Genomic DNA, 19,531 nt, shown 5'->3' on the forward strand with positions numbered 1-19,531 from the left:
CGCTTGCGGCAACAGGCCGAACGGTTGGGGGTGCAGATGAGCCTGTTGGAAGAACTCAATGGCATTGACCTGGCAAACCAGTCTCCCCGAGCTGCCCTGAGTCGAGGTGGGTACGTGGAGCGATTGCAGGAGGCTCATCAGCAGGGATTACAGGGCATGGATGCGGTGATCTGGGCTCGGACCCGATCGTTCCTCAATCCGGATACAGGGCAATGGAATGCTCCAGGGCTCGGAAATCGAGAGGATTCCATCAAGGCAGATCAGGGGCGGCGGTTTCGAGAAATTGCCCAGACCGTGGCCAAACATCAGCAGCAGCAGGGGCTGATCGCAACCCAACCATCCATTTCACCCACTCAAATGCTGGCTGACGTTGCGCAGGCTCAGCCTCTTGCAATTCCCCAATCGGAACTGATCACCCCTCAAAAACCACCCCCCCTACCTGGCCGCGAGACACCCGAGAGATTAGAGGGACTGCCGTCTGTCCATGCTTCCAGTCAAACGGCTGGGTTGGGAGCCCGGGAGGTACAATCCTCGATCGAGGCTGCTTCCCCCAAGGTCAGATCCTCGAAGAACCGGCTGGCCGAAAATTTACCGGCTGGGAACGAAACTGCTGGGATGACCGTTGTTGGCCGGGGTTCGATTCCTACCTGGGGAGCCTTGCCTGGTAAGATTCCGATCGAAGCGATGACGGGTAAAGTCCATCGATTCATGCGCACTCTTGCCGTAGAGCAGTCACCGCCAGGATCAACTCGGAGGGAGCAGATTCTCAGGCTTCAGCGTCTCAGCTCAACGGTTCACCCTACTTTGGAATCTGAGCCAGCCCAATCCGATCGTATCTCCCAGTCGATCTCCCCCCAGTCCATTTCCCCTTCGACTGTTCAACGGGACCAGATAGAAACAGCCCCCGTTGCCCCTGAAACGGCTGAGGAGAATACCGGGTTACTGGTGGAGACTGCCTCATCAGGCCCCCCCAGATCAGGCCTTTCAGCAGCTACGATCGAGCACGAACCCAAACCATCTGCTGCCTCCGATCAGGCAACCCCTTCCCTACGGGAGGATGTTGCCGAACAAATTATTTTCCAGGATTTGCCGACGGTGGCCCCTGAAAACTGATCAGCTTCTGCCCTCCGTCCCAATCAATCCCATTAACGTCACTTCCCATACCAGACGGGGCTGGGCAAATCCTGAAAGGCAGCGACGGGCTTTTTCCAATTCCTGTAAGGGATTAATTTGGGTTGGTCTGACCTGACAGAGCCATTGCCAATAACACTGTTGCAGATAATCTACTAGCCACAGTTGTGCCTCAACCTCAAGGGCTTTATCAATTTGTCGGGCCAGATCAAGGGCCGCCCGCACCGACTGGGGAAACTGCCGCAGGGTTGCGAGCAGATCAGGAGGAATGGCCTGGAGTTGCTGCCAATGGCCGATCGCAGCACCGGGACTGCCCTGAGCCAGGGTCAGGACCTCTGGATGGGCAAGAATCTCGCTCTGATTGGCTTGAGTCAGCACCTCTGCCATGGCGGTCGCCGTTAACCGCCTAAAAGGAATGCGCTGGCAGCGGGAAACCAGCGTCGGCAACAGCGCCTCTGGGCCTGGCGCGATCAAAATGAAAGTAGCCTGTCCAGGTTCTTCGAGGGTTTTGAGGAGAGCGTTAGCGGCTGGTTCTGCCATGGTCTCTGCCTCGTTCAGCACCACGATCGAACGAGTTGCTTCCAGAGGCGGGCGACCAAGAAACTGGACTACTTCCCGAATTTGCTCCAGTCGGATTTGAGGTGGTGTTTTGCGTTTAATGCCTGCCGCCGCCGCTTCAGCAGCGGAAAATCGATTGCCCTGATAGAGATAGGTAGGTTCTACCCACAGCAGGTCAGGGTGGTTGCCTTGCTGAAGACGAGTTCGCAAACTGGTAGACGCCTTTCCTGTGCCTGGGGAACCTGGGCGCAGGCTCAAAAATAAGCGTTCAATAAAACATTGGGCAGCCAAACGACGCCCAACACCACTAGGTCCGGCAAACAGGTAGGCGGGGGCAACCCGATCACAGTCAACGGCCCGTTCCAATAATTCGATCGCCTGCTCCTGCTCTATGAGAGGGCTGAAACTGGATAATTCCATGCGGTTAGTCGTTGTTTCACAAGATTCCGAATCTGCTCTGTAACTTCCGCTGTACTCAAGCTGGCATCAATCCGCACAATCCTCTCAGGATAGGTTGCGGCCAACTCTCGATACCCTTGTTGCACTCGCTGGTGGAAGGCCAAATCGGCCTGTTCAATCCGGTCAATAGCCCCTCGTTTTTGGGTCCGGGCCAGCCCCACTTCAACTGCCACATCCAGCCAGATTGTCAAATCACTTTCCAGACCATCTGTCGCGATCCGATTGAGTTGATGAATCAGATCCATCTTTAAGCCACGGCCATAGCCCTGATAGGCAATGGTGGAATCTGTGTAGCGATCGCAGAGCACAATCGCACCAGCCGCGAGTTTTGGCCTCAGAAAACCTGCCACATGCTGGGCTCGATCGGCTGCATAAAGCATGAGTTCAGTCATATCCTGGACAGGTGCTTCTCCAGGAGGATTGAGCAGTAAGCGCCGAATTTCCCGACCCAGTTCTGTTCCCCCGGGCTGACAGGTTAACTGAATGTCAGGCAGCAGTCCTTCTATCTCCTGGGTTAACCAGGCATAAAGTTGCTGAATTTGAGTGGTCTTGCCTCCACCCTCTACACCCTCAAATACAATTAATTGACCTTGCATAGCTCCACATTTTAATTATTGGTTTTCCAGGCTTATTAGGATTTTCTATAAAAACCATAGCTGAAGCCATCGGTAAAGCCGTGGGGATTCCCCTCAAAAGGCTCAATAAAACTGTTGCAATTGAGAGGGATCGCACCCTGATTTAGGATTTATTCAGATATGATGGGGAAGGTTTAATTGTTCGGAACGGCTATATCTGATATGGCTCGATACACCTGTCTATTTACAGTGGCGGCACCCGTAAAGAGCCTGCCATCACTTCTGAGCAAGACTCTTGAGTCCTGCAATCTGGACGTGATTTATGATACCGGTGATTACATGATGGCACGGGAAATTCCGGGCCATGTTTCTTATGCAAAACTAGTCACCGTTGAGGTTTTAATCGATAAGACAACAGCCTCTGATGCGGGAATTCGAATGAATTTTGTGGTCAAAAATGAAGAACTACCTTTACAGGTAGAGAATCACTGCCGTAAGATTTTTGATCTTGTGAATCAGGCCGTGATTGAAAATGACCACTGGCAATTGATCGAAAGTGTTTCAGGTTGATAAGCCCGGAACAATATTCCTATCGGAATCAAAATCTTTACAGCCCTAAAGGTGGACCTCAAAAACATCTTTTCGCATTTCTATTGTCCCTTTCCACGGTTCCCTAAACAGTCAAAAAGGAAATTAGAAGGTAGCCCCTTGCAGGGATCACGCTTTGCTAAATGGCTATTGACTCAAGAATCACAAATCTCATCTTCAATGAACTAATCTTCTGGGTCACCCACCATATTGGGGCTGATCAAAGTGATATCAAACTCATCGGGGGGGACCGTAGAGATGGACTGCTGATCCAGCAGGTAGTAAATGGCCCGAACTTGAGGCCCAAATACGATCTCATCTTCATCTTGAAGATTGTGAGCCTGTAGCTTACGCCCATTAATTAAAAGCCCATTTGCGCTGGGCTTGCCCTTGAGATTACCATCGACGATCCGGTAATAATAGGTGCCATCTTCGTGGGGCAATTGAACCAGGGTGGCATGGCGGCGCGAAACAAACTGCGAAACCAGACGGATATCACACTTCGGATCTCTGCCGATCGAATAGACCGGACTATTGAGTATGAACTCCCGCCGTCCCTTATCATCTTCAAGGATCAGTAGGTGGTTTTGTTGCACTTCTGGAGCCATTGAGTAGGAGATGGTAGGGTGTGTAGAACGTTTTGAAGAACCATTCAGAGATAAGGTCTAAAGGGGAATGCATCAAGAGATAATGCATTGAAAAAATTCAAATTGGAAGTTTAAAGCAGGGAGCGATGAAGCATCTTTCAAAATAAATTCTAAACCAATGAGCTTTAGGCCCAGACGACTCTTCAATGTCAGTCGTCAGTTTACTTGAAACTCACTTGCAATCTACCTTGAATAGTCTACTTTTAACAGTCTACTGGCAGTAGCTTACTTACCATAGGTCGTTGAAACAAATAATCGCAGTAGATAGTTACATTGACTGGAAGCGAGTAGAAAGCAAGAGAGAATCACAACCGTTTACATATCAATCGTTTTTAGACTTAGCATATCGCAACTACTATTTTGACATTCTGTTGCCTCTGATGCAAAGGCTGTACCGGATAGATGCCTGTGACCTTGCAGCAATAGGGAGTTGAGGACAACGCTAATAGAACTGCAAGCCATCATTGCCCCTGCCGCAGCTGGATTCAGGAACATGCCAAAGGCTGGCAGTAGAATACCCGCAGCAATAGGAATACCCAGTAGATTATAAACAAAAGCCCAGAAAAGATTCTGGCGAATTTTAGTAAACGTTGCCTGACTGAGGCGGATCGACTCTACAACATCCATCAGGCGATTGTGCATCAAGACGACTGAGGCTGTCTCAATTGCAACTTCTGTGGCAGAGTGAAGGGCCATACTGATATCAGCCTGAGCCAATGCAGGGGCATCATTGATGCCATCTCCAACCATCCCCACCACACAGTTTGAATTTTGAAGTGTGAATTTTGATAACTCAGGAGCATGGCCCTGCTGCAAGGCAGCAATCACCGCTGCTTTCTCCTGGGGTTGTACTTCTGCCCGAATCTGATCTGGTCTCAAGCCCAGTTCTTTACCAATGCTCCGGGCTACCTCCCAGCGATCCCCGGTGAGCAGAATCGTTTGCAGCCCCATGGCCTGAAGCTGCTGAATCGTCATTTGAGCATCCGATCTCAGTCTATCCATCAGACCAATCAAGCCTACTATCTCCCGATCCAGAGCAATGTAGATAACGGTTTTGCCTGTTTGGGCTAATTCCAGCACTCGCTCCTGGACGGCAGTCGAAACTGGAATTTCCTGGCCTTGCATCCAGGCCAGATTACCCAATGTGACGGAGTGGTAGTCTGGCTGAGACGACTCAGCATCGAGGGAGACCTCGGCTGAAACACCCAACCCGGCTGAGGTCTGGAAATTATGGGCTGGTAGTGGGGCCAGTTCCTGCTGTCGGGCCTGGTGCTGAATGGCTGTGGCCACAGGATGGTGGGTCCCCTGCTCGACGGTGGCAGCCAGTTGCAGCAGCAAATCGGGAGACAGAGAAGAGAGGCCAGAGGGTATATTCTCTGTCTCACAGCCCATGTTCTGGACAACAATACAATCCGTGACAGAAGGTTGACCAACAGTCAGAGTCCCTGTCTTATCAAAAACCACAATATCCAGATGATGCATTTGTTCCAGAATGTCCCCGCCCCGAATCAGAATACCCCGCTCAGCTCCCAAACTGGAGCCCACCAGAATAGCAGTGGGCGTGGCTAATCCCAGGGCACAGGGGCAGGCAATCACCAGCACTGCAATGGCCAGTTTCAGACTCAGAAGCAAGGGCGATGTGGGATGGAGAAGCATATGAGGATGCTCCATGGCTGCCCCAGCCTGGTGGAGAACCTGTGGCCAGAGCGTTGTCCCAACAAAATACCAGAACAAAAAGGTCAGCAGGGCGATCGTCAAGATGCCATAGGTGAAATACCCAGCAACTAAATCTGCCAGGTGCTGGATGGGCGCTTTGCGAGTTTGAGCCGCCTCTACCAGAGCCACAATTTGAGCCAGGGTTGTTTCTTTACCGGTACGAGTTGCCTGGAAAACGATCGCCCCTGACTGGTTCAACGTACCAGCACTGACGGAGTCCCCCGATTGCTTCAAGACTGGCATATATTCCCCAGTCAGCATGGATTCGTCCACCAGACTTTGCCCCACCAGGATTTCCCCATCGACTGGGATCTTCTCCCCCGGTAGCACCTGCAACCATTGCCCGACCTGAACCTGCTCCGCCAGAATTTCAACGGTGGGGGGCATTGGCCCCGCCTGCTCTGGGGGAGGGGCACAGGCATGGTTCTGCAGCAAACGAGCCACCCTGGGCTGCAGAGCTACGAGGGCCTGAAAAGAAGCCGCTGCCCGATTCCGGGCTCGCTGTTCCAGCAACCGCCCCAGGAGGATAAAGCCTACTAGCATCACTGGTTCGTCGAAAAAACATTCCCAACCCAACTGAGGAGCCAGCAGGGCAACTGTACTGGCTATGTAGGATGCCATGGTGCCCATACTGACCAGGGTATTCATATTGGGAGTCCCCTGGCGGAGACCTCGCCAGCCCTCTACCAGAAGCGATCGGCCCGGCCCAAACAACGCCACTGTTGCCAACCCAAAGTGAAACCAGATATTGCTGAGACCCGGAATGGGCAGCCATCCCCACTGGCCTAAATGTCCCAGGCCCGACAACAGCAACAGAATGCTGGCCGTGACCACTCTCCAGATTTGCTGCAGGGCTTCCTGCCGCCGCTGCTCAGACAAATCCTGTAACTTGGGAGAGAGGCCACCGCTCTCTTGCCACAGTTGGGGAGACAGGCGAGGTCGGGTGGGAAACCCTGACTCTGTTAAATGTTGGGCGAGACCGATGGGATCAACCTGTCCCGCTTCAATCTCAACAACAGCCACTTCTGTAACCAGGTTGACACAGGCTGAAGTGACACCAGGATAGTGGCGCAGGCGATTCTCGACCGACCGCAAACAACCGGCGCACTTCATCCCGGTAACATCCAGAATTAGAGTTTCGATCGCGCTGCCTGTTGTAGGCGCACCGGCCTCAGGGAGGAGTTGCATGGGACTGGGTGAACTATAGAGGGTTAGCAAACAGACAAAATTGTTCCCTTTAAGCATAGCGGAGCACACTCTTAATACTGCAGGCGCAGCTACGCTTCTCCCTGGTTTCCATTAATTTTTCTTGAGAAAACCTGGAAAAACGTGGGGGAATGGGTAGACAGTTTATCGTTTCAATGATACAAGTGTTCTATGGACTAAATTCAAAACCCCCTGCCCTGCTTATGGAAGCTCTCACTGAAGCTCAACAAGAGTTATATGATTGGCTGGTGCAATATATCCGCGAACATCAGCACTCTCCTTCAATTCGACAAATGATGCATGCGATGAAGTTGAAGTCGCCTGCACCGGTTCAGAGTCGTCTGGAACATCTCCGAGATAAAGGATACATTGAATGGACAGAAGGCAGAGCCCGGACCATTCGGATTCTCCGTGGGGTGCCTCAGGGAGTCCCTATTAAGGGGGCCATCGCTGCCGGAGGGTTAATCGAACCCTTTACAGATGAAATGGAGCAGTTAGATCTGTCATCTCTCTTGATCCATCCTCAGTACTATGCCCTGCGTGTCACTGGGGACAGCATGATCGAAGCTTTAATTGCAGATGGGGATGTGGTGATCATGAAACCCGTCCCGGATTCAAAGGCAGTTCGCAATGGGACGATCGTGGCTGCTCGGGTTGAGGGGCATGGCAATACCCTGAAGTACTTCCATCGGGAAGGCAGCAAAGTCAAATTAATCCCTGCGAACCAGAATTACACCCCGATCGAAGCCCATGCTGGCCAGGTTCAGGTTCAGGGTGCCTTAGTCGGGGTTTGGCGAGGGTATAACGCTACTCCTTAGAATAGCCTTTCCTGAAATATCCTGGCTGATGCAGGCAGTCCTTCCATCTGTGGCAAGATGGCTGAATGCTATGGCTGAATGCTATAGCTGAATGCTATGGCTGAATGCTATAGAATGCCCCAGTCTTGATTTCAGGAAGGAGTTCTTTTCACTGTGGGTTCACGTCACTCCCTGCTGTATCTGTTTCAAAGCCGTAAAATGATGCCCCTGCTGATGCTGGGCTTCTACTCTGGCTTACCTTTATTTCTTACCAGTCGAACGCTGCAACTGTGGATGCAGGATGCCAAGGTCGATTTGGGGGCAATTACCTTGTTTGGCTTAGTCAGCCTCCCCTATTCCCTCAAGTTCATCTGGTCTCCCCTCCTCGATCGATTTCATCCTCCCTTCCTGGGGCTACGGCGAGGCTGGTTGGCCTTAACCCAAATAGGTCTGGCGCTGGCGATCGGGGTCATGGCCCTACAACACCCCTCCCAAAACTCCCAGGTTTTGCAGGTGCTGGCTGTTAATACCCTGATCATTGCTTTCCTCAGTGCCACTCAAGATATCGCAGGAGATGCCTACCGAACAGAGATCCTGGAGCCCCAAGAACGGGAGATGGGGGCCTCTGTCTGGGTGTTCGGTTATCGGGTAGCTCTGTTTGCAACCAGTTCTATGGCCCTGGTATTGGCAGACTTTATTCCCTGGAACATTGTCTATGGACAAATTGCCATCCTCATGGCTCTGGGAGTTGGGGCAACCCTCTGGGCCCCGAAACTCATCCAACCCCAGAATTCCCCCGCAACGGCTGCCCTATCAGTCAGAGATATTCTGTTTATCCTTCTGATTGGTCTGGTCGTGACTGCTTTACTGGGCGGCGTCATTGCAGGCAGCATTCCATTGCCCATTTTTTATTGGGTCTTGGCCAGTTTACTAATAGGGTGGATTGCCATCGCGTTGCTCATCCCAGAGCATTGGCTCACCCAGGGAACCACGGAGCAATCGCCTCAATCGCTGCAAGATGCTGTAATCCTACCTTTGCGTGATTTTTTCCAGAATTTTGGTTTGCCTAAAGGTGGAACAATCCTGGTGTTTATTTTGCTTTATAAACTGGGGGATGCCCTGGTCGGCATCACGGGCAACCTGTTTCTGCGGGAATTGACCTTCAGTAAGGCGGAAATCGGTGCCATTCAGGGGGGGATGGGGTTTTTGGCCACAACGGTCGGCGTCCTACTGGGGGGCGTCATCCTGACAAAAATTGGGACCTATCGCGGACTCTGGGTCTTTGGTGCTCTGCAACTAGTCAGTAATCTGGGCTACTATGCTTTGGCCCTGACTGGGAAAGACTATTCCCTGCTTGTGCTTGCGATTAATATTGAAAACTTCTGTGCTGGTCTGGTGACAGTGGTAACGGTCGCTTTCTTAATGAGCCTTTGCACACATCGCTTTACCACAACTCAGTTTGCCCTGTTTTCCAGCTTGATGGCGATCGGTCGGGATGTTTTATCCGCACCAGCAGGAGACATCGCCAAGGCAACTGGCTGGCCAGTTTTCTTCCTGATTACCCTGGTAGCAGCAATACCAGGTTTGCTGCTGCTGCCCATCGTTGCCCCCTGGAACGCAAAAGTCAGCTCACAGGCTGCAAATTCTCTCCCATTAGATAGGAAGGATTCACACCCATAGTAGTAAACTATTTATGAGAAGTGTTACAAATTTTGATTAGTTTCTCATTTTTATACCTGCTATGGCTTTATTTCGTCAGTACATCGCTCCCCTCCTGGTGGTGATCATCTTTGTGATCTCCCTGGTTGTGGTTAGTGCGCGGATTTTTCTACCTGCAGATATGGCTGCCCCTGCGCCAACTGATCAGGTCAGCCAGTCTGCAGCGATTGGGGTGGCAGATCTGCCCCCGGCCCTCACCCATTTAATTAAGGGCCTACCCGATGACCCAGCCCTGGTTGAGCAATTCTAAACTCCCCCCGCCTGTGTCCTCTGAAGTCCTGATTCCCGGTTACTGGCTTCGTTACGGTTCAGTCATAGACCGGGCAGCACTCGTTAGGGTCGTTCAACGAACCTATCAGGAACTCTATCCCCATGAGGATTTTTCTCATTTAGCCACCACTGTAGACCAACACTTCTCGAAAGATACGCCCCTATGGTGGGTGCAAGACCAGCCAGCCAAGTCACAGCCCATGACTTTACCGGTAGGCTGTCTATGGCTAGGCAATGCTATCGACCAAATTACGGGCGATCGCCACGCCCACATTCTGTTGTTGTATGTCATTCCGGAACGACGGCGGCAGGGAATTGGGACAGCCCTAGTGCAGCGAGCCGCAGCCTGGGCCAGGGCTCGCGGTGATCGTCAGCTTGGCTTACAGGTTTTTGCAACAAATCAGCCCGCAATCAACCTCTACAATGGCCTGGGCTTTCAGACCCAATCTTTCTGGATGCTCAAGCCCCTTTGATCAGGCTTTCCACTTCTACCCGCTTCAACCCCAAAGTTACGAGCCTTCTTTAATTCTGACTTCCGACTCCTCTACCTCGATTATCTTTTGCGCCCTCAAGTGCTGTAGAGTGACAGTATGTATGATGAAGACGATTTCTCAGACCTGGATTTAGAAGCGGAATTGGAGAGCCCGCTGGATAAGCTGGAGCCAATTGATGCTGAGTCGGAAACAGCGAAGCCTAATCCAGATGAAATGCTAGCGTTGCTGAGTGCCCCTGAAACTCAGCAGCGGATGCTGGCTACCCGTGCATTTTGTGAGCTGGAAGATGAACGGGCTATTCCCCAGTTGATTCGGTTGCTGGCGGATGCCTGCCCATTGGTTCGAGTTAGTGCTGCCTATGCCCTGGGCCGTAATCCCAGTGTGGATGCTGTCGAGCCTCTGATTACCCAACTGCACCAGGACTGGAACGGTTACGTTCGCAAAGGGGTGGTCTGGGCCTTGGGCAATTGCCGTGATCGTCGCTCTCTGCCTCCTTTGACCGAGGCTCTCAAAACCGATATTTCGGCAGTCCGTCTCTGGGCAGCCAGTGCCCTGGCCCAGATGGTCAATGTCGGGTATGAAGCCATGATCGGGGCAATCCCTTCTCTGATTGAAGGGGCACGACGTGACCCAATTGCCGCTGTGCGCAGCAATTGCGCCTGGGCGATCGGCGAAATCTGCCGGGAGCTGCCCTCTAATGTGATTTATGCCTCCGCGATCGACGCCCTGCTGGAGGCCTTTGCCGAAGATGAAGAAATGGGGGTCCGGGAAGATGCCAGGGCCGCGTTACTTAAGGTCGGAGATCCCCGTGGGCTGCAGTTGATTGAGGAAATTGAGCGAGAATACTGGACGTAAGTGGGCGTCCCTGGTGAGCCAATAATTGGCTCAATGTGTTCAACAAGACTTCTGGGTGGAAGGGCTTTCCCAGATAGGCATCCGCTCCCTGTTTCAGTCCCCAATAGCGATTGGCCTCTGTGCAGTTCCAGGACAGCATCACAATGGGAATCTGAGCCGTGGCTGTATCGGTTTTGAGATGGCGACAGACCTCATACCCGTTCATCTGGGGCAAAACAATATCCAGAATCACTGAGTCTGGACAGTAGCGCTGCACCTGCTCCAGGGCTTCCAGGCCAGTCCGGGCTGTAATCACATGGTATCCCTGCTCTGTGAGCAAATCCGTCAACATCTGCCGTTGTACCCGGCTATCTTCTACAACTAGAATTGTGTTCATAGGGACATGGCTTGATTCAACAGCCCTATCCTAGAGTTACAGACCCAATGGCCACATGAGGCCGCAGTCCTGACTTAGACCAGGACCATAGTCCTGGTTAAGAATGGGACACCAGATTCATGTCACTCCTGAGCTGTAACTGTTAGAGTTACGGAGAGAAACCAGTTTCCTAGAACACCAGGGCGGTTCCCCCATGGCGATTCGTGTTTTGATAGTCGATGACCAGAACCTGATTCGGCGGGCGTTGCGGTTACTGCTGGCGGATGAGCGGTCCCTGGAAGTGGTGGGGGAAGCGGACACAGGAGAGGCTGCGATCGCCCAGGTGGAGGCCCTGCGTCCCGATGTCGTGCTCATGGACATTCTGATGCCAGGGATGGATGGGGTGGAAGCCACCCGGGAGATTGGTCAGCGGTTTCCAGAAACTCGCATCCTGGTTCTGAGTATTGACGATGATGATGAGTACATTGCCCAGGCTCTGAAATATGGTGCTGCTGGCTATCTATTGAAGAACACCCCACCGGAGGAACTGGCCCTAGCGATTCAGACGGTCTACAAAGGCTACACCCAACTGGGACCCGGTCTGGGCAGAAAGCTGGTGGACCAGATCCCGGCTCCGACCCTGAACGCGGGCGATGCTTGGGACAGGCTAACCCCCAGAGAGCAGGAAATTGTGCGCCTGATTGCCAGGGGGGCCAATAATCGGGAAATTGCGGAGGCCCTCTATATTTCTGAGAAGACGGTGAAAAACCACATTACCAATATTTTAAGTCGATTGAACCTGCGCGATCGGTTGCATGTAGCCATCTTCGCCAATGCCAGTTCCACCCATCCGGCCCGTCCGGTCTAGGGTCCTATAGGTATGGCTGTTCCGATCACCGTTCAATTCTCTGAGGTCACCTTTCGCCTGCGTCACCGGACCCTGCTCTCCAAGCTCAGTTTGCAGATCCCCCAGGGCGAAACCCTGGTGCTCCTAGGTCGCAGTGGCTGTGGCAAAACCACCACCCTGAAGCTGATCAACCGACTCCTGTTGCCCACCCAGGGCGAGGTGCACGTAGAGGGACTACCCACCCTCCAGTGGAACCCCATTCAACTACGGCGCAAAATCGGCTACGTGATCCAGGAGGTGGGCCTATTTCCCCACTTCACCGTCGCCCGCAACATCGGCCTGGTTCCGGCTCTGGAGGGCTGGGGCCGCGATCGGATTCGGCAGCGGGTGGCCGAACTCCTGGAGCGGGTGGGATTAGGGGCAGAGATGGCCGATCGGTATCCCCATCAGCTCTCTGGAGGGCAACGGCAGCGGGTAGGGGTAGCGCGGGCTCTGGCTGCCGATCCACCGATTCTGCTGATGGACGAGCCCTTTGGAGCCCTGGACCCGATTACCCGCCTGGAACTGCAGCGAGAATTCCGTACCCTGCAGCGGCAACTGGGCAAGACCGTGGTTTTTGTCACCCACGATATCCAGGAGGCGTTGTTGCTGGCGTCCAAGGTGGGATTGATGCAGGCAGGCCGACTGGTCTTTCACGGGACACCCCAGGATTTTCTGGCCTCTTCCGATCCGGAGGCCCGCGCTTTTGCGGAATGCTTGATGGTGCAGCCTACGGGAGTTGAGTCATAAGGTTCAGATGCAAGCTAATCCACAACAGAATGCTGAAACCTGGCCCGACGAGCCTTGACAATTTTAGGCACATATTCATTTTTAGCCGCTTGCCCATCAAAGCCCAAACGATCGTAAATCATGCCTCCGATACCGGGAATGACTTCGCCTTCTGGGGTGCGATCGCTATCCTGAGCCAGGTAGAAAAACTGAAACTTATCCGTAATTGCTGGCTCAAACTCTCGTCTCAGACTTGCTTCTGCTTTCTCGTACATCACGGGAGCCGCAATCAAAATCTTAGCTGGCTGAATTTTTTGAATCAGGTGCCGGAGATTAGTTTTAACAACACAGGCTCCTGAAATGATCGACTTCACAATGATCAGGACATCAATATCGTCCGCTGGCTCCTGATATTGTTTCAGAATCGGAGCAGTAGCCAAAGCATCCACCCCAAACGGAGTCGTGCGATGATTCGAGAAACAGGCAAAAGCCACCGATCCTAAACGAGCTTCTAACCGCTCAAGAATGCCCTGCGCCAGGAAATCAGCATCTTCAACCGTAGTTGCTAAACAGACTTTGTCCGGGTTGGGTTCAATCTGAGTGAGGAGAGCATCTCCCAACACATAACCCAGGTTGAGCATGGCAGATTGGTAGGCAACTGGAGCAGTTGTCCGATCTGCAATTTGACGCAGCAGATTATCGGCAACCTGATTCACTAACGGGGAGTATGTGCGGGTCATAGCAAACTCTCCAGCTCATCAAAGGTTTGGGGCTGTAGCTTTTTAATCCGATCCTGAAAGCGCCGAAAGTCATCTGTTTCCAGGCTGTAAGGTAAAGTCCCCTGCTCTAATCCGTTCAGATACTCCCAATGTAGGAAACCTTGGGCAAGATTATAGGAGAAACCTGGGATACCCTGGAAAATGTTTACAGCTTCCTAGTTGGCTCTGTCAACACTAGCCACAGGTCTATAACACAACTAATCAAGGGATTAACCTTTACCCATAGTCCAAAAAGGCACTTTCTGGGTGGATTCCAGGCGGGCTCCAGTGATACCTTTCTGGGCAAACAGGTATTCCTTGTTCTGCCAGAGGGGAATGAACGGTACATCTTTGGCCAGGATGTCCTGGAGTTCCAGGAAGATGTTCTTCCGGGCTTCCGGGTTGGTTTCCTGACGCTGAGCATCGATGAGCTGGTTCACCCGATCGTTGTAATAGAACGAACCCTGCAATTTGGACGAGCCTTCCTCACAGCCCCCGGCTGCTGATCCCTTCGAACAGGCCATAAACGGCTGGATGTAGTTATCCGGGTCAAAGAAATCGGCGGTCCAATCCAGCATGAAAATCGGATAGGCTCCCTTGTCCAGGTTGTCGTAGGCGGTGGCCGATTCCACACTCTTCAGTTCCAGCTTCATCACCTCCCCCAGATTCTTCTGGACCGAGGCTTTCAGGGTGGTGGCAGCCAGTTCATTCGTGGTCAAATTGGAGCGGTACCATAACTCCACTACCAGGGGCTTGTCTTTGGAATACCCGGCCTGACTCAGGGCTGCCTGAGCCTTAGCCACATCCCCATCCCCATACTGATCCTTGAACACGGGCTTATAGACATCCAGGGTGTCAGGAATGAGACTGTACAACGGCTCTACCTGACCGCGAAAGACCCGGTCCTTGAGCAGGGGCCGATCGATGAGGGCAGCCACGGCCTGCCTCACCAGGACCTGATCCAGGGGCTTGCTCTTCACATTCACGGTCAGATAATAAATGCCGGTGCCTTTGCCTTCAATTACCTGCCAGCCACTCTGACCCATCTCTTTCTGCAAACTCTGGGTCTGGTCCGGGTCCAGGCTCTGGAAGGCCACATCGACTGATCCTGTCCGGAAAGCATTGTACAGGTTGGCCGAACTGGAGTACTTCTGGATGTCAATGCCGGTGTTCGCCGGTTTTTCGCCCCAGTAACGATCGAAGGCCTCCAACCGAATGGCATCTGTAGCATACTGGGTCAGCTTGTAAGGCCCAGTACCCACAAACTGGTCCGTCTTGAACTTGCCATTGCCAATTTCATAGGCTTGGGGAGAAACGGCACAGGCTCCAGAGAAAGCCAACAGGGAAGGAAAGGCCGCAAATGGTTTCTTGAGTTTGATCGTCAATTCCAACTCCCCCGTCGCCTTCACGAGATCGATCGCTTCAGAAAGTAGGAAGGATGGGGAACCGGCATTTTTGATGAACCGCTCCAGGGAAAATGCCATGGCGGCAGCATTGAATGGGGTTCCATCATGAAAGACTACCCCCTGGCGCAGGGGAATGATGTAGGTGAGGCCATCGGCGCTCACCTTGGGCAGAGCGGTAGCCAACTGGGGAACCAGTTGGCCCTCAGGGTTGTAGGTATAGAGGCGATCGCCCAGGTTGTACAGTAAATTGCCCGCCCACAACTCATAGGCGTTGGCCGGGTCCAAGGTTCGGACTCCAGCAGTGGTGCCAATGACAATACGGTTAGTAGCAGTGGATGGAACAGTTCCCGGCCTATTCGGAGACTGGGAATCCTGGCGAATAGTGCAGCTCAGAACTAGAGCATAGCTGAGACAGAACAGGATGACTGAACGTCCGAGGCTCCGCCAGTTTCGCAGTGAAAATTGCAACCCTCTCATAAAGTGTCAATCACCCTGTAACGTAAAATCAAGATTCGCCCATGCTCCTGGGTTAGTGTTCCCAGGCTTAATTCATGAAATCTTTCCGTACCCAGATCTTGAACTGGTTACCCCGGTTGAGCTACCAGGTTTGGCTCCTTGCCTTCGGAAGGCTGCTTTCTCAAGTCGGCAGCGGTTTTACATTATTCTATGCTCCCATCTTTTTCGTCAATCAGGTGGGGTTGTCAGCCACTGCCGTTGGGATTGCCCTGGGGAGTAGTTCGATTTCCGGTGTGGTAGGGCGGTTTCTGGGCGGATCCCTGGCTGACTCTCCTCGCTGGGGGCGCAAGCCTGCGATTCTGCTATCCGCTGCTTTTTCCGCGATCGCCTCCTTTGTCCTGGCCACAACCCAGAATTTCTCAGTTTTGCTACTAGGAAATTTATTAATGGGGTTGGGTGTGGGGCTCTACTGGCCTGCGACAGAGGCGCTGGTTGCCGACATGACCACACCCGCCCAGCGGAATGAAGCCTTCGCCTTAAACCGGTTAGCGGATAGCCTGGGATTAGGCTTGGGGGTAGTTCTGGCCGGATTGCTGATCCAACTCACTGGAGCCTTTCGGGCCTTATTTGTGATTGATGGCCTGTCTTTTTTAGTATTTTTCGTCATTGTTTCCTGGGCGATCGCAGTGCCCCCTCCCACGGGCCATCCTCAGCCCCTTCTGGCAGGCTGGAGGAAGGCCCTGGCCGATCGCACCCTGCTGGTCTTCATCCCGGTGAATGTGCTGTTTACGATGTACATAGTGCAGATTTACAGCACCATGCCTCTCTACTTCACCAATTTTGTGGCGATCAGCGAAACCGTCAAAGGCTTTTCTGCCTCTACCATTAGTGCCCTGTTTACCTGGCATCTGGTCCTGACTGTGTTGTTGCAGTTGCCTGCAGCCCGCTGGCTGAATCGCCTCCGACGGCCCCAGGCCCTGATCCTATCCGTGCTGTTGTGGGGAACAGGGTTTGCCCTGATTGGGATGGCAGGGGTGATGGGCAGTACTGCGATCGTCTGGGCCGTGATCGGATTGGCGGTACTCTCGATCGCGACCGTTACCTACCTGCCCTCTGCCTCTGCCCTAGTGGTGGATCTGGCTCCTCCTTCCCAGCGAGGGGTATATCTATCCATTAATTCCCAGTGCTGGGCTTTAGGCTATTTCATCGGCCCTCCCCTGGGCGGACTGACTCTCGATCAGCCTGGAGCATTGCCCCATCTGTTCTGGCTAGGTCTAACCGGCAGCATTGGCATCGCGATCGTCATTCTGCGTCAGTTGGATCGGATCATGCTGATCCGGAAGCAGGCCAACCCTGAAATCAATAATACAGTAGACCTACCTCCTGATTCCTAAAGTCACATCCAGAGGCTCAGGATCCAAACTTCGACAAAAATGTTTCATCTCTGTTGAACCAGATTTTCTGCCAGCCAGTCTAAATCATCAAATTTGAGCTGCAGATGCTCTACAACAACAGGAGACCCCCAAAATGCAAGTTCAGACCAGACGTTTTATCACAATGGCAAGCCTGGGATTGAGTCTGATGATCGCTGCTCCAGGGTTGGCCAGAGAAACCACCATTACCGGATCGGGCGGTAAACAGGCCACTGTTCAAACCACGGTGAATCGCGGCCAGAATAGTCGTACCGTTAATCGCACCACCACTTACCCAAATGGGAAAACCAGCACCAGCACAGGCACTTTCACCGGGAATAATGGCACCTATTCCGGGACGGTGAACCGCACCAATCGGCAGGGGGAGTCTGCGACCTATCAGGTGCAGGGTCAGCGCAGCCTCAACAATGGGACGTACCAGAACAATGCCACCGTGACGGGGCCCCAGGGAAGACAGTCTACAGTCAATACCACGGGTTCCTGTAGCCAGGGGCAATGCACGAGCGATCGCACCACCACCTTCTCCAATGGTAAAACTCGCCAGGTCAATACCACGGGGCAGCGGACAGGGCAGGGGACTGCGACCGGGACAGTTACGGTGACAGGCCGCAATGGTCGCATCCGGACAGGCACCTATAATACCAACTTCAAGTAGCAATCACGGTTCGGTTACGGCCCTCAGCTTTTGCTCTCAGGAGGGCAATATTCGCAGCTCTTAGAACTTCCTCAGCAGTGGTACCGTTGGTTGGGTAAGTGGCAATTCCTAAAGAGAGCGTAATCGTTGCCCCTCCTGGAGCCGGGTATCTGGCAATCCCAGCCCGAATGATCTCGGCTTTCTCAAAGGTGGCTGCCTCATCGGCACCAGACATAATCAAAACAAATTCCTCCCCCCCATAACGGCAGGCTACGTCCTCCCCGCCGCGCGTAATCTCAGTCAGGAAGTTGCCCAGGATGCGCAGAACCTTGTCTCCGGCTTCATGGCCATGTTCACTGTTAAAGCGTTTGAAATGATCCACATCCATGAAAATGACGCCCACGGTGTGGACTGGCCCGCTATCACCCAGTTGATGATTCTTGCGTTGGGCCGCAGCGATCGCCCTCGTCATCATTTCATCTAAAAAGCGCCGGTTGTAAATGCCTGTATTGGCGTCATGAAAACTCAGATATTCCAATTGAGATTGGAGGCGGAGCACAGCCAGGGGGAGGGCAATCTGGGAGGCCAAGGTAGTCATCAGCGCATGCTGGGCTAGGGGCACCTCAGTCAGGTGAAGAACTCCCAGGGTTTGTTCATGGGCCTGGAGGGGCAGACATAGCATCTCGGTCGGAATGCCATGGGGATGGAGCTCCCGACAGAGTTGGCAGGGAAGTCTGAAAACCGTTTGCCCACCACTTTGGGCTTCCCCCCGACGTAAGGCCCAGCATTCTCTGGGAGAGCAAATACTGCCTGATTTCAGGTTACCAAAAGTGACCGTGGGAGTCATCTGATCCCGTGAGTTATTGATTTCATAAATCATGCCCGCACAATTGGGCAACAGATAGGTGAGAAAGGATTGCAGAATATCATAGGCTTCTTTGGCTGTACGGCAAGTCAGGAGGTGATTGCTTAAATCCTGCTCCAATTCCGTGGCCTGCAACTTCTGGGTGAGGTCAGCCTCAGCTTGTTTCTGGCGCAACTGGTTGAACCCTATTCGCCAGGAAAGTAAGAGCACGCATACCAAGCTAATCAGAATGACCCCTGTTGCAATTTCCCCTTTTTGATCCGTTTCTTCTCGCCGTTGCTGCAGCAGAGTTTTCTCAACCTGTTGAATGGCAAGCAGCTGGTTCCATAAAGACTCGCTATAAAGGATAGCCCGATCAGGGCTGATTATTTTACGCGGGGAAACTTGTAGTTCCTGAATAACCCGCTGTTCCTGCTGTAATTGTTGCTTGAAGGAAGATTGGAAATCAGTCACTTTCCGGTGCTGACTAGGATTATCCTGGGTCAATTGCAGGAGCCGCTCTATAGAGCGCTGGACAATCCCCACACATTTTTGATATTCAATCAGGGTTTGTCCATTCTGAGTGTTCAGCCATTTCTGGAACTGAAATTTGGAACTGAGCAAGTTGAACTGCGTTTCCTCGATCTCATCCAACACTTCGAAGGTATGGCTAACCCATAACCGGGCCTGACGAACATTAATCTGGCTGGAAATAGACAGGAACAGGACGATCGCCAATCCAAACCAGATGCCATTCCGGGAAGTCATTAACTTTTTTGGAAAGCGTCCCAAAAATTGAGTTGCCAAAAACATTTCGACGCTCACAATGCAGAGATTTAGTTCGAACAGCTTTAGGCAACCTAAGGAATGAGAATTAAATAAAGTGTCAAACTCCTGATTGCCCCCACCCCCCTGCCCCCTCTCCCGCCGGGAGAGGGGGCAGGGGGAGGGGGTTGGGGGTGAGGGCTGAAGAAATCCAGGTTATTTAATTCCCGTTCCTAAGACATGATTCTAT

The 19,531-nt window shown here is 52.7% G+C and carries 18 protein-coding genes and 1 pseudogene; 11 read left to right on the forward strand and 8 right to left on the reverse strand.

The window, feature by feature from the left end; all coding sequences use genetic code 11:
- Nucleotides 1-1,113: pseudogene (locus BST81_RS28255) on the forward strand (hypothetical protein); the annotation flags it as partial.
- Here BST81_RS28255 and holB read toward each other — a convergent pair.
- Complete coding sequence (holB, locus tag BST81_RS23140) at nucleotides 1,114-2,109, reverse strand: DNA polymerase III subunit delta' (protein WP_075600890.1); 996 nt, start codon at nucleotides 2,107-2,109, stop codon at nucleotides 1,114-1,116.
- Nucleotides 2,079-2,744: a dTMP kinase gene (tmk, locus tag BST81_RS23145; RefSeq protein WP_075600891.1), complete on the reverse strand. Its 666-nt coding sequence runs from the start codon at nucleotides 2,742-2,744 to the stop codon at nucleotides 2,079-2,081. The genes holB and tmk overlap by 31 nt, the downstream gene beginning before the upstream one ends.
- A gap of 201 nt (nucleotides 2,745-2,945) precedes the next feature.
- Between tmk and BST81_RS23150 the strand changes: the two genes are divergently transcribed.
- Nucleotides 2,946-3,293, forward strand: coding sequence for a hypothetical protein (locus BST81_RS23150; protein WP_075600892.1), 348 nt, complete (start codon nucleotides 2,946-2,948; stop codon nucleotides 3,291-3,293).
- A 203-nt stretch (nucleotides 3,294-3,496) separates the two neighbouring features.
- On the opposite strand, the gene BST81_RS23155 is transcribed toward BST81_RS23150, so the two are convergent.
- Both BST81_RS23155 and BST81_RS23160 read right to left on the reverse strand, forming a co-directional pair.
- Nucleotides 3,497-3,919 carry an FHA domain-containing protein gene (locus BST81_RS23155; protein ID WP_075600893.1) on the reverse strand — a complete coding sequence of 141 codons (423 nt, stop codon included), beginning with the start codon at nucleotides 3,917-3,919 and terminating at the stop codon, nucleotides 3,497-3,499.
- 354 nt (nucleotides 3,920-4,273) lie between these two features.
- Complete coding sequence (locus tag BST81_RS23160) at nucleotides 4,274-6,862, reverse strand: heavy metal translocating P-type ATPase (protein ID WP_083637039.1); 2,589 nt, start codon at nucleotides 6,860-6,862, stop codon at nucleotides 4,274-4,276.
- Between the two features lie 221 nt (nucleotides 6,863-7,083).
- Between BST81_RS23160 and lexA the strand changes: the two genes are divergently transcribed.
- From lexA to BST81_RS23185, 5 genes are all read left to right on the forward strand, one after another.
- Complete coding sequence (gene lexA / locus BST81_RS23165; protein ID WP_075600895.1) at nucleotides 7,084-7,698, forward strand: transcriptional repressor LexA; 615 nt, start codon at nucleotides 7,084-7,086, stop codon at nucleotides 7,696-7,698.
- Nucleotides 7,699-7,851: 153 nt separating this feature from the next.
- Nucleotides 7,852-9,357, forward strand: coding sequence for an AmpG family muropeptide MFS transporter (locus BST81_RS23170; RefSeq protein WP_253188451.1), 1,506 nt, complete (start codon nucleotides 7,852-7,854; stop codon nucleotides 9,355-9,357).
- A 61-nt stretch (nucleotides 9,358-9,418) separates the two neighbouring features.
- Nucleotides 9,419-9,646, forward strand: coding sequence for a hypothetical protein (locus BST81_RS23175; RefSeq protein WP_075600897.1), 228 nt, complete (start codon nucleotides 9,419-9,421; stop codon nucleotides 9,644-9,646).
- A gap of 13 nt (nucleotides 9,647-9,659) precedes the next feature.
- A complete protein-coding gene (locus BST81_RS23180) occupies nucleotides 9,660-10,139 on the forward strand; it encodes an N-acetyltransferase (RefSeq protein ID WP_253188452.1) in 480 nt (159 codons plus the stop codon).
- Between the two features lie 117 nt (nucleotides 10,140-10,256).
- Nucleotides 10,257-11,015 carry a HEAT repeat domain-containing protein gene (locus BST81_RS23185; RefSeq protein ID WP_075600899.1) on the forward strand — a complete coding sequence of 253 codons (759 nt, stop codon included), beginning with the start codon at nucleotides 10,257-10,259 and terminating at the stop codon, nucleotides 11,013-11,015.
- Here the strand turns inward: BST81_RS23185 and BST81_RS23190 are convergent.
- Complete coding sequence (locus BST81_RS23190) at nucleotides 10,951-11,391, reverse strand: response regulator (protein ID WP_075600900.1); 441 nt, start codon at nucleotides 11,389-11,391, stop codon at nucleotides 10,951-10,953. The two genes, BST81_RS23185 and BST81_RS23190, sit on opposite strands and share 65 nt — an antisense overlap.
- A gap of 193 nt (nucleotides 11,392-11,584) precedes the next feature.
- On the opposite strand from BST81_RS23190, the gene BST81_RS23195 reads away from it, so the two are divergent.
- Both BST81_RS23195 and BST81_RS23200 read left to right on the forward strand, forming a co-directional pair.
- Nucleotides 11,585-12,238, forward strand: coding sequence for a response regulator transcription factor (locus tag BST81_RS23195; protein WP_075600901.1), 654 nt, complete (start codon nucleotides 11,585-11,587; stop codon nucleotides 12,236-12,238).
- 12 nt (nucleotides 12,239-12,250) lie between these two features.
- A complete protein-coding gene (locus BST81_RS23200) occupies nucleotides 12,251-13,006 on the forward strand; it encodes an ATP-binding cassette domain-containing protein (protein ID WP_075600902.1) in 756 nt (251 codons plus the stop codon).
- A gap of 14 nt (nucleotides 13,007-13,020) precedes the next feature.
- Here BST81_RS23200 and BST81_RS23205 read toward each other — a convergent pair whose 3' ends face one another.
- Together BST81_RS23205 and BST81_RS23210 are read right to left on the reverse strand one after the other, a co-directional pair.
- Nucleotides 13,021-13,725: a hypothetical protein gene (locus tag BST81_RS23205; RefSeq protein WP_075600903.1), complete on the reverse strand. Its 705-nt coding sequence runs from the start codon at nucleotides 13,723-13,725 to the stop codon at nucleotides 13,021-13,023.
- A gap of 248 nt (nucleotides 13,726-13,973) precedes the next feature.
- A complete protein-coding gene (locus BST81_RS23210; protein WP_253188453.1) occupies nucleotides 13,974-15,617 on the reverse strand; it encodes an ABC transporter substrate-binding protein in 1,644 nt (547 codons plus the stop codon).
- 83 nt (nucleotides 15,618-15,700) lie between these two features.
- Here BST81_RS23210 and BST81_RS23215 point away from each other — a divergent pair, with 83 nt between their 5' ends.
- Together BST81_RS23215 and BST81_RS23220 are read left to right on the forward strand one after the other, a co-directional pair.
- Nucleotides 15,701-16,999 carry an MFS transporter gene (locus BST81_RS23215; protein WP_075600905.1) on the forward strand — a complete coding sequence of 433 codons (1,299 nt, stop codon included), beginning with the start codon at nucleotides 15,701-15,703 and terminating at the stop codon, nucleotides 16,997-16,999.
- Between the two features lie 133 nt (nucleotides 17,000-17,132).
- The gene (locus BST81_RS23220; protein WP_075600906.1) at nucleotides 17,133-17,693 is read left to right on the forward strand and encodes a hypothetical protein; all 561 of its coding nucleotides are present in this window, start codon (nucleotides 17,133-17,135) and stop codon (nucleotides 17,691-17,693) included.
- Here the strand turns inward: BST81_RS23220 and BST81_RS23225 are convergent.
- Complete coding sequence (locus BST81_RS23225; RefSeq protein WP_171974836.1) at nucleotides 17,686-19,284, reverse strand: diguanylate cyclase; 1,599 nt, start codon at nucleotides 19,282-19,284, stop codon at nucleotides 17,686-17,688. The genes BST81_RS23220 and BST81_RS23225 overlap by 8 nt on opposite strands.
- Between the last annotated feature and the right edge of the window lie 247 nt (nucleotides 19,285-19,531).

It is taken from the genome of Leptolyngbya sp. 'hensonii', assembly GCF_001939115.1.
Lineage (GTDB): Bacteria > Cyanobacteriota > Cyanobacteriia.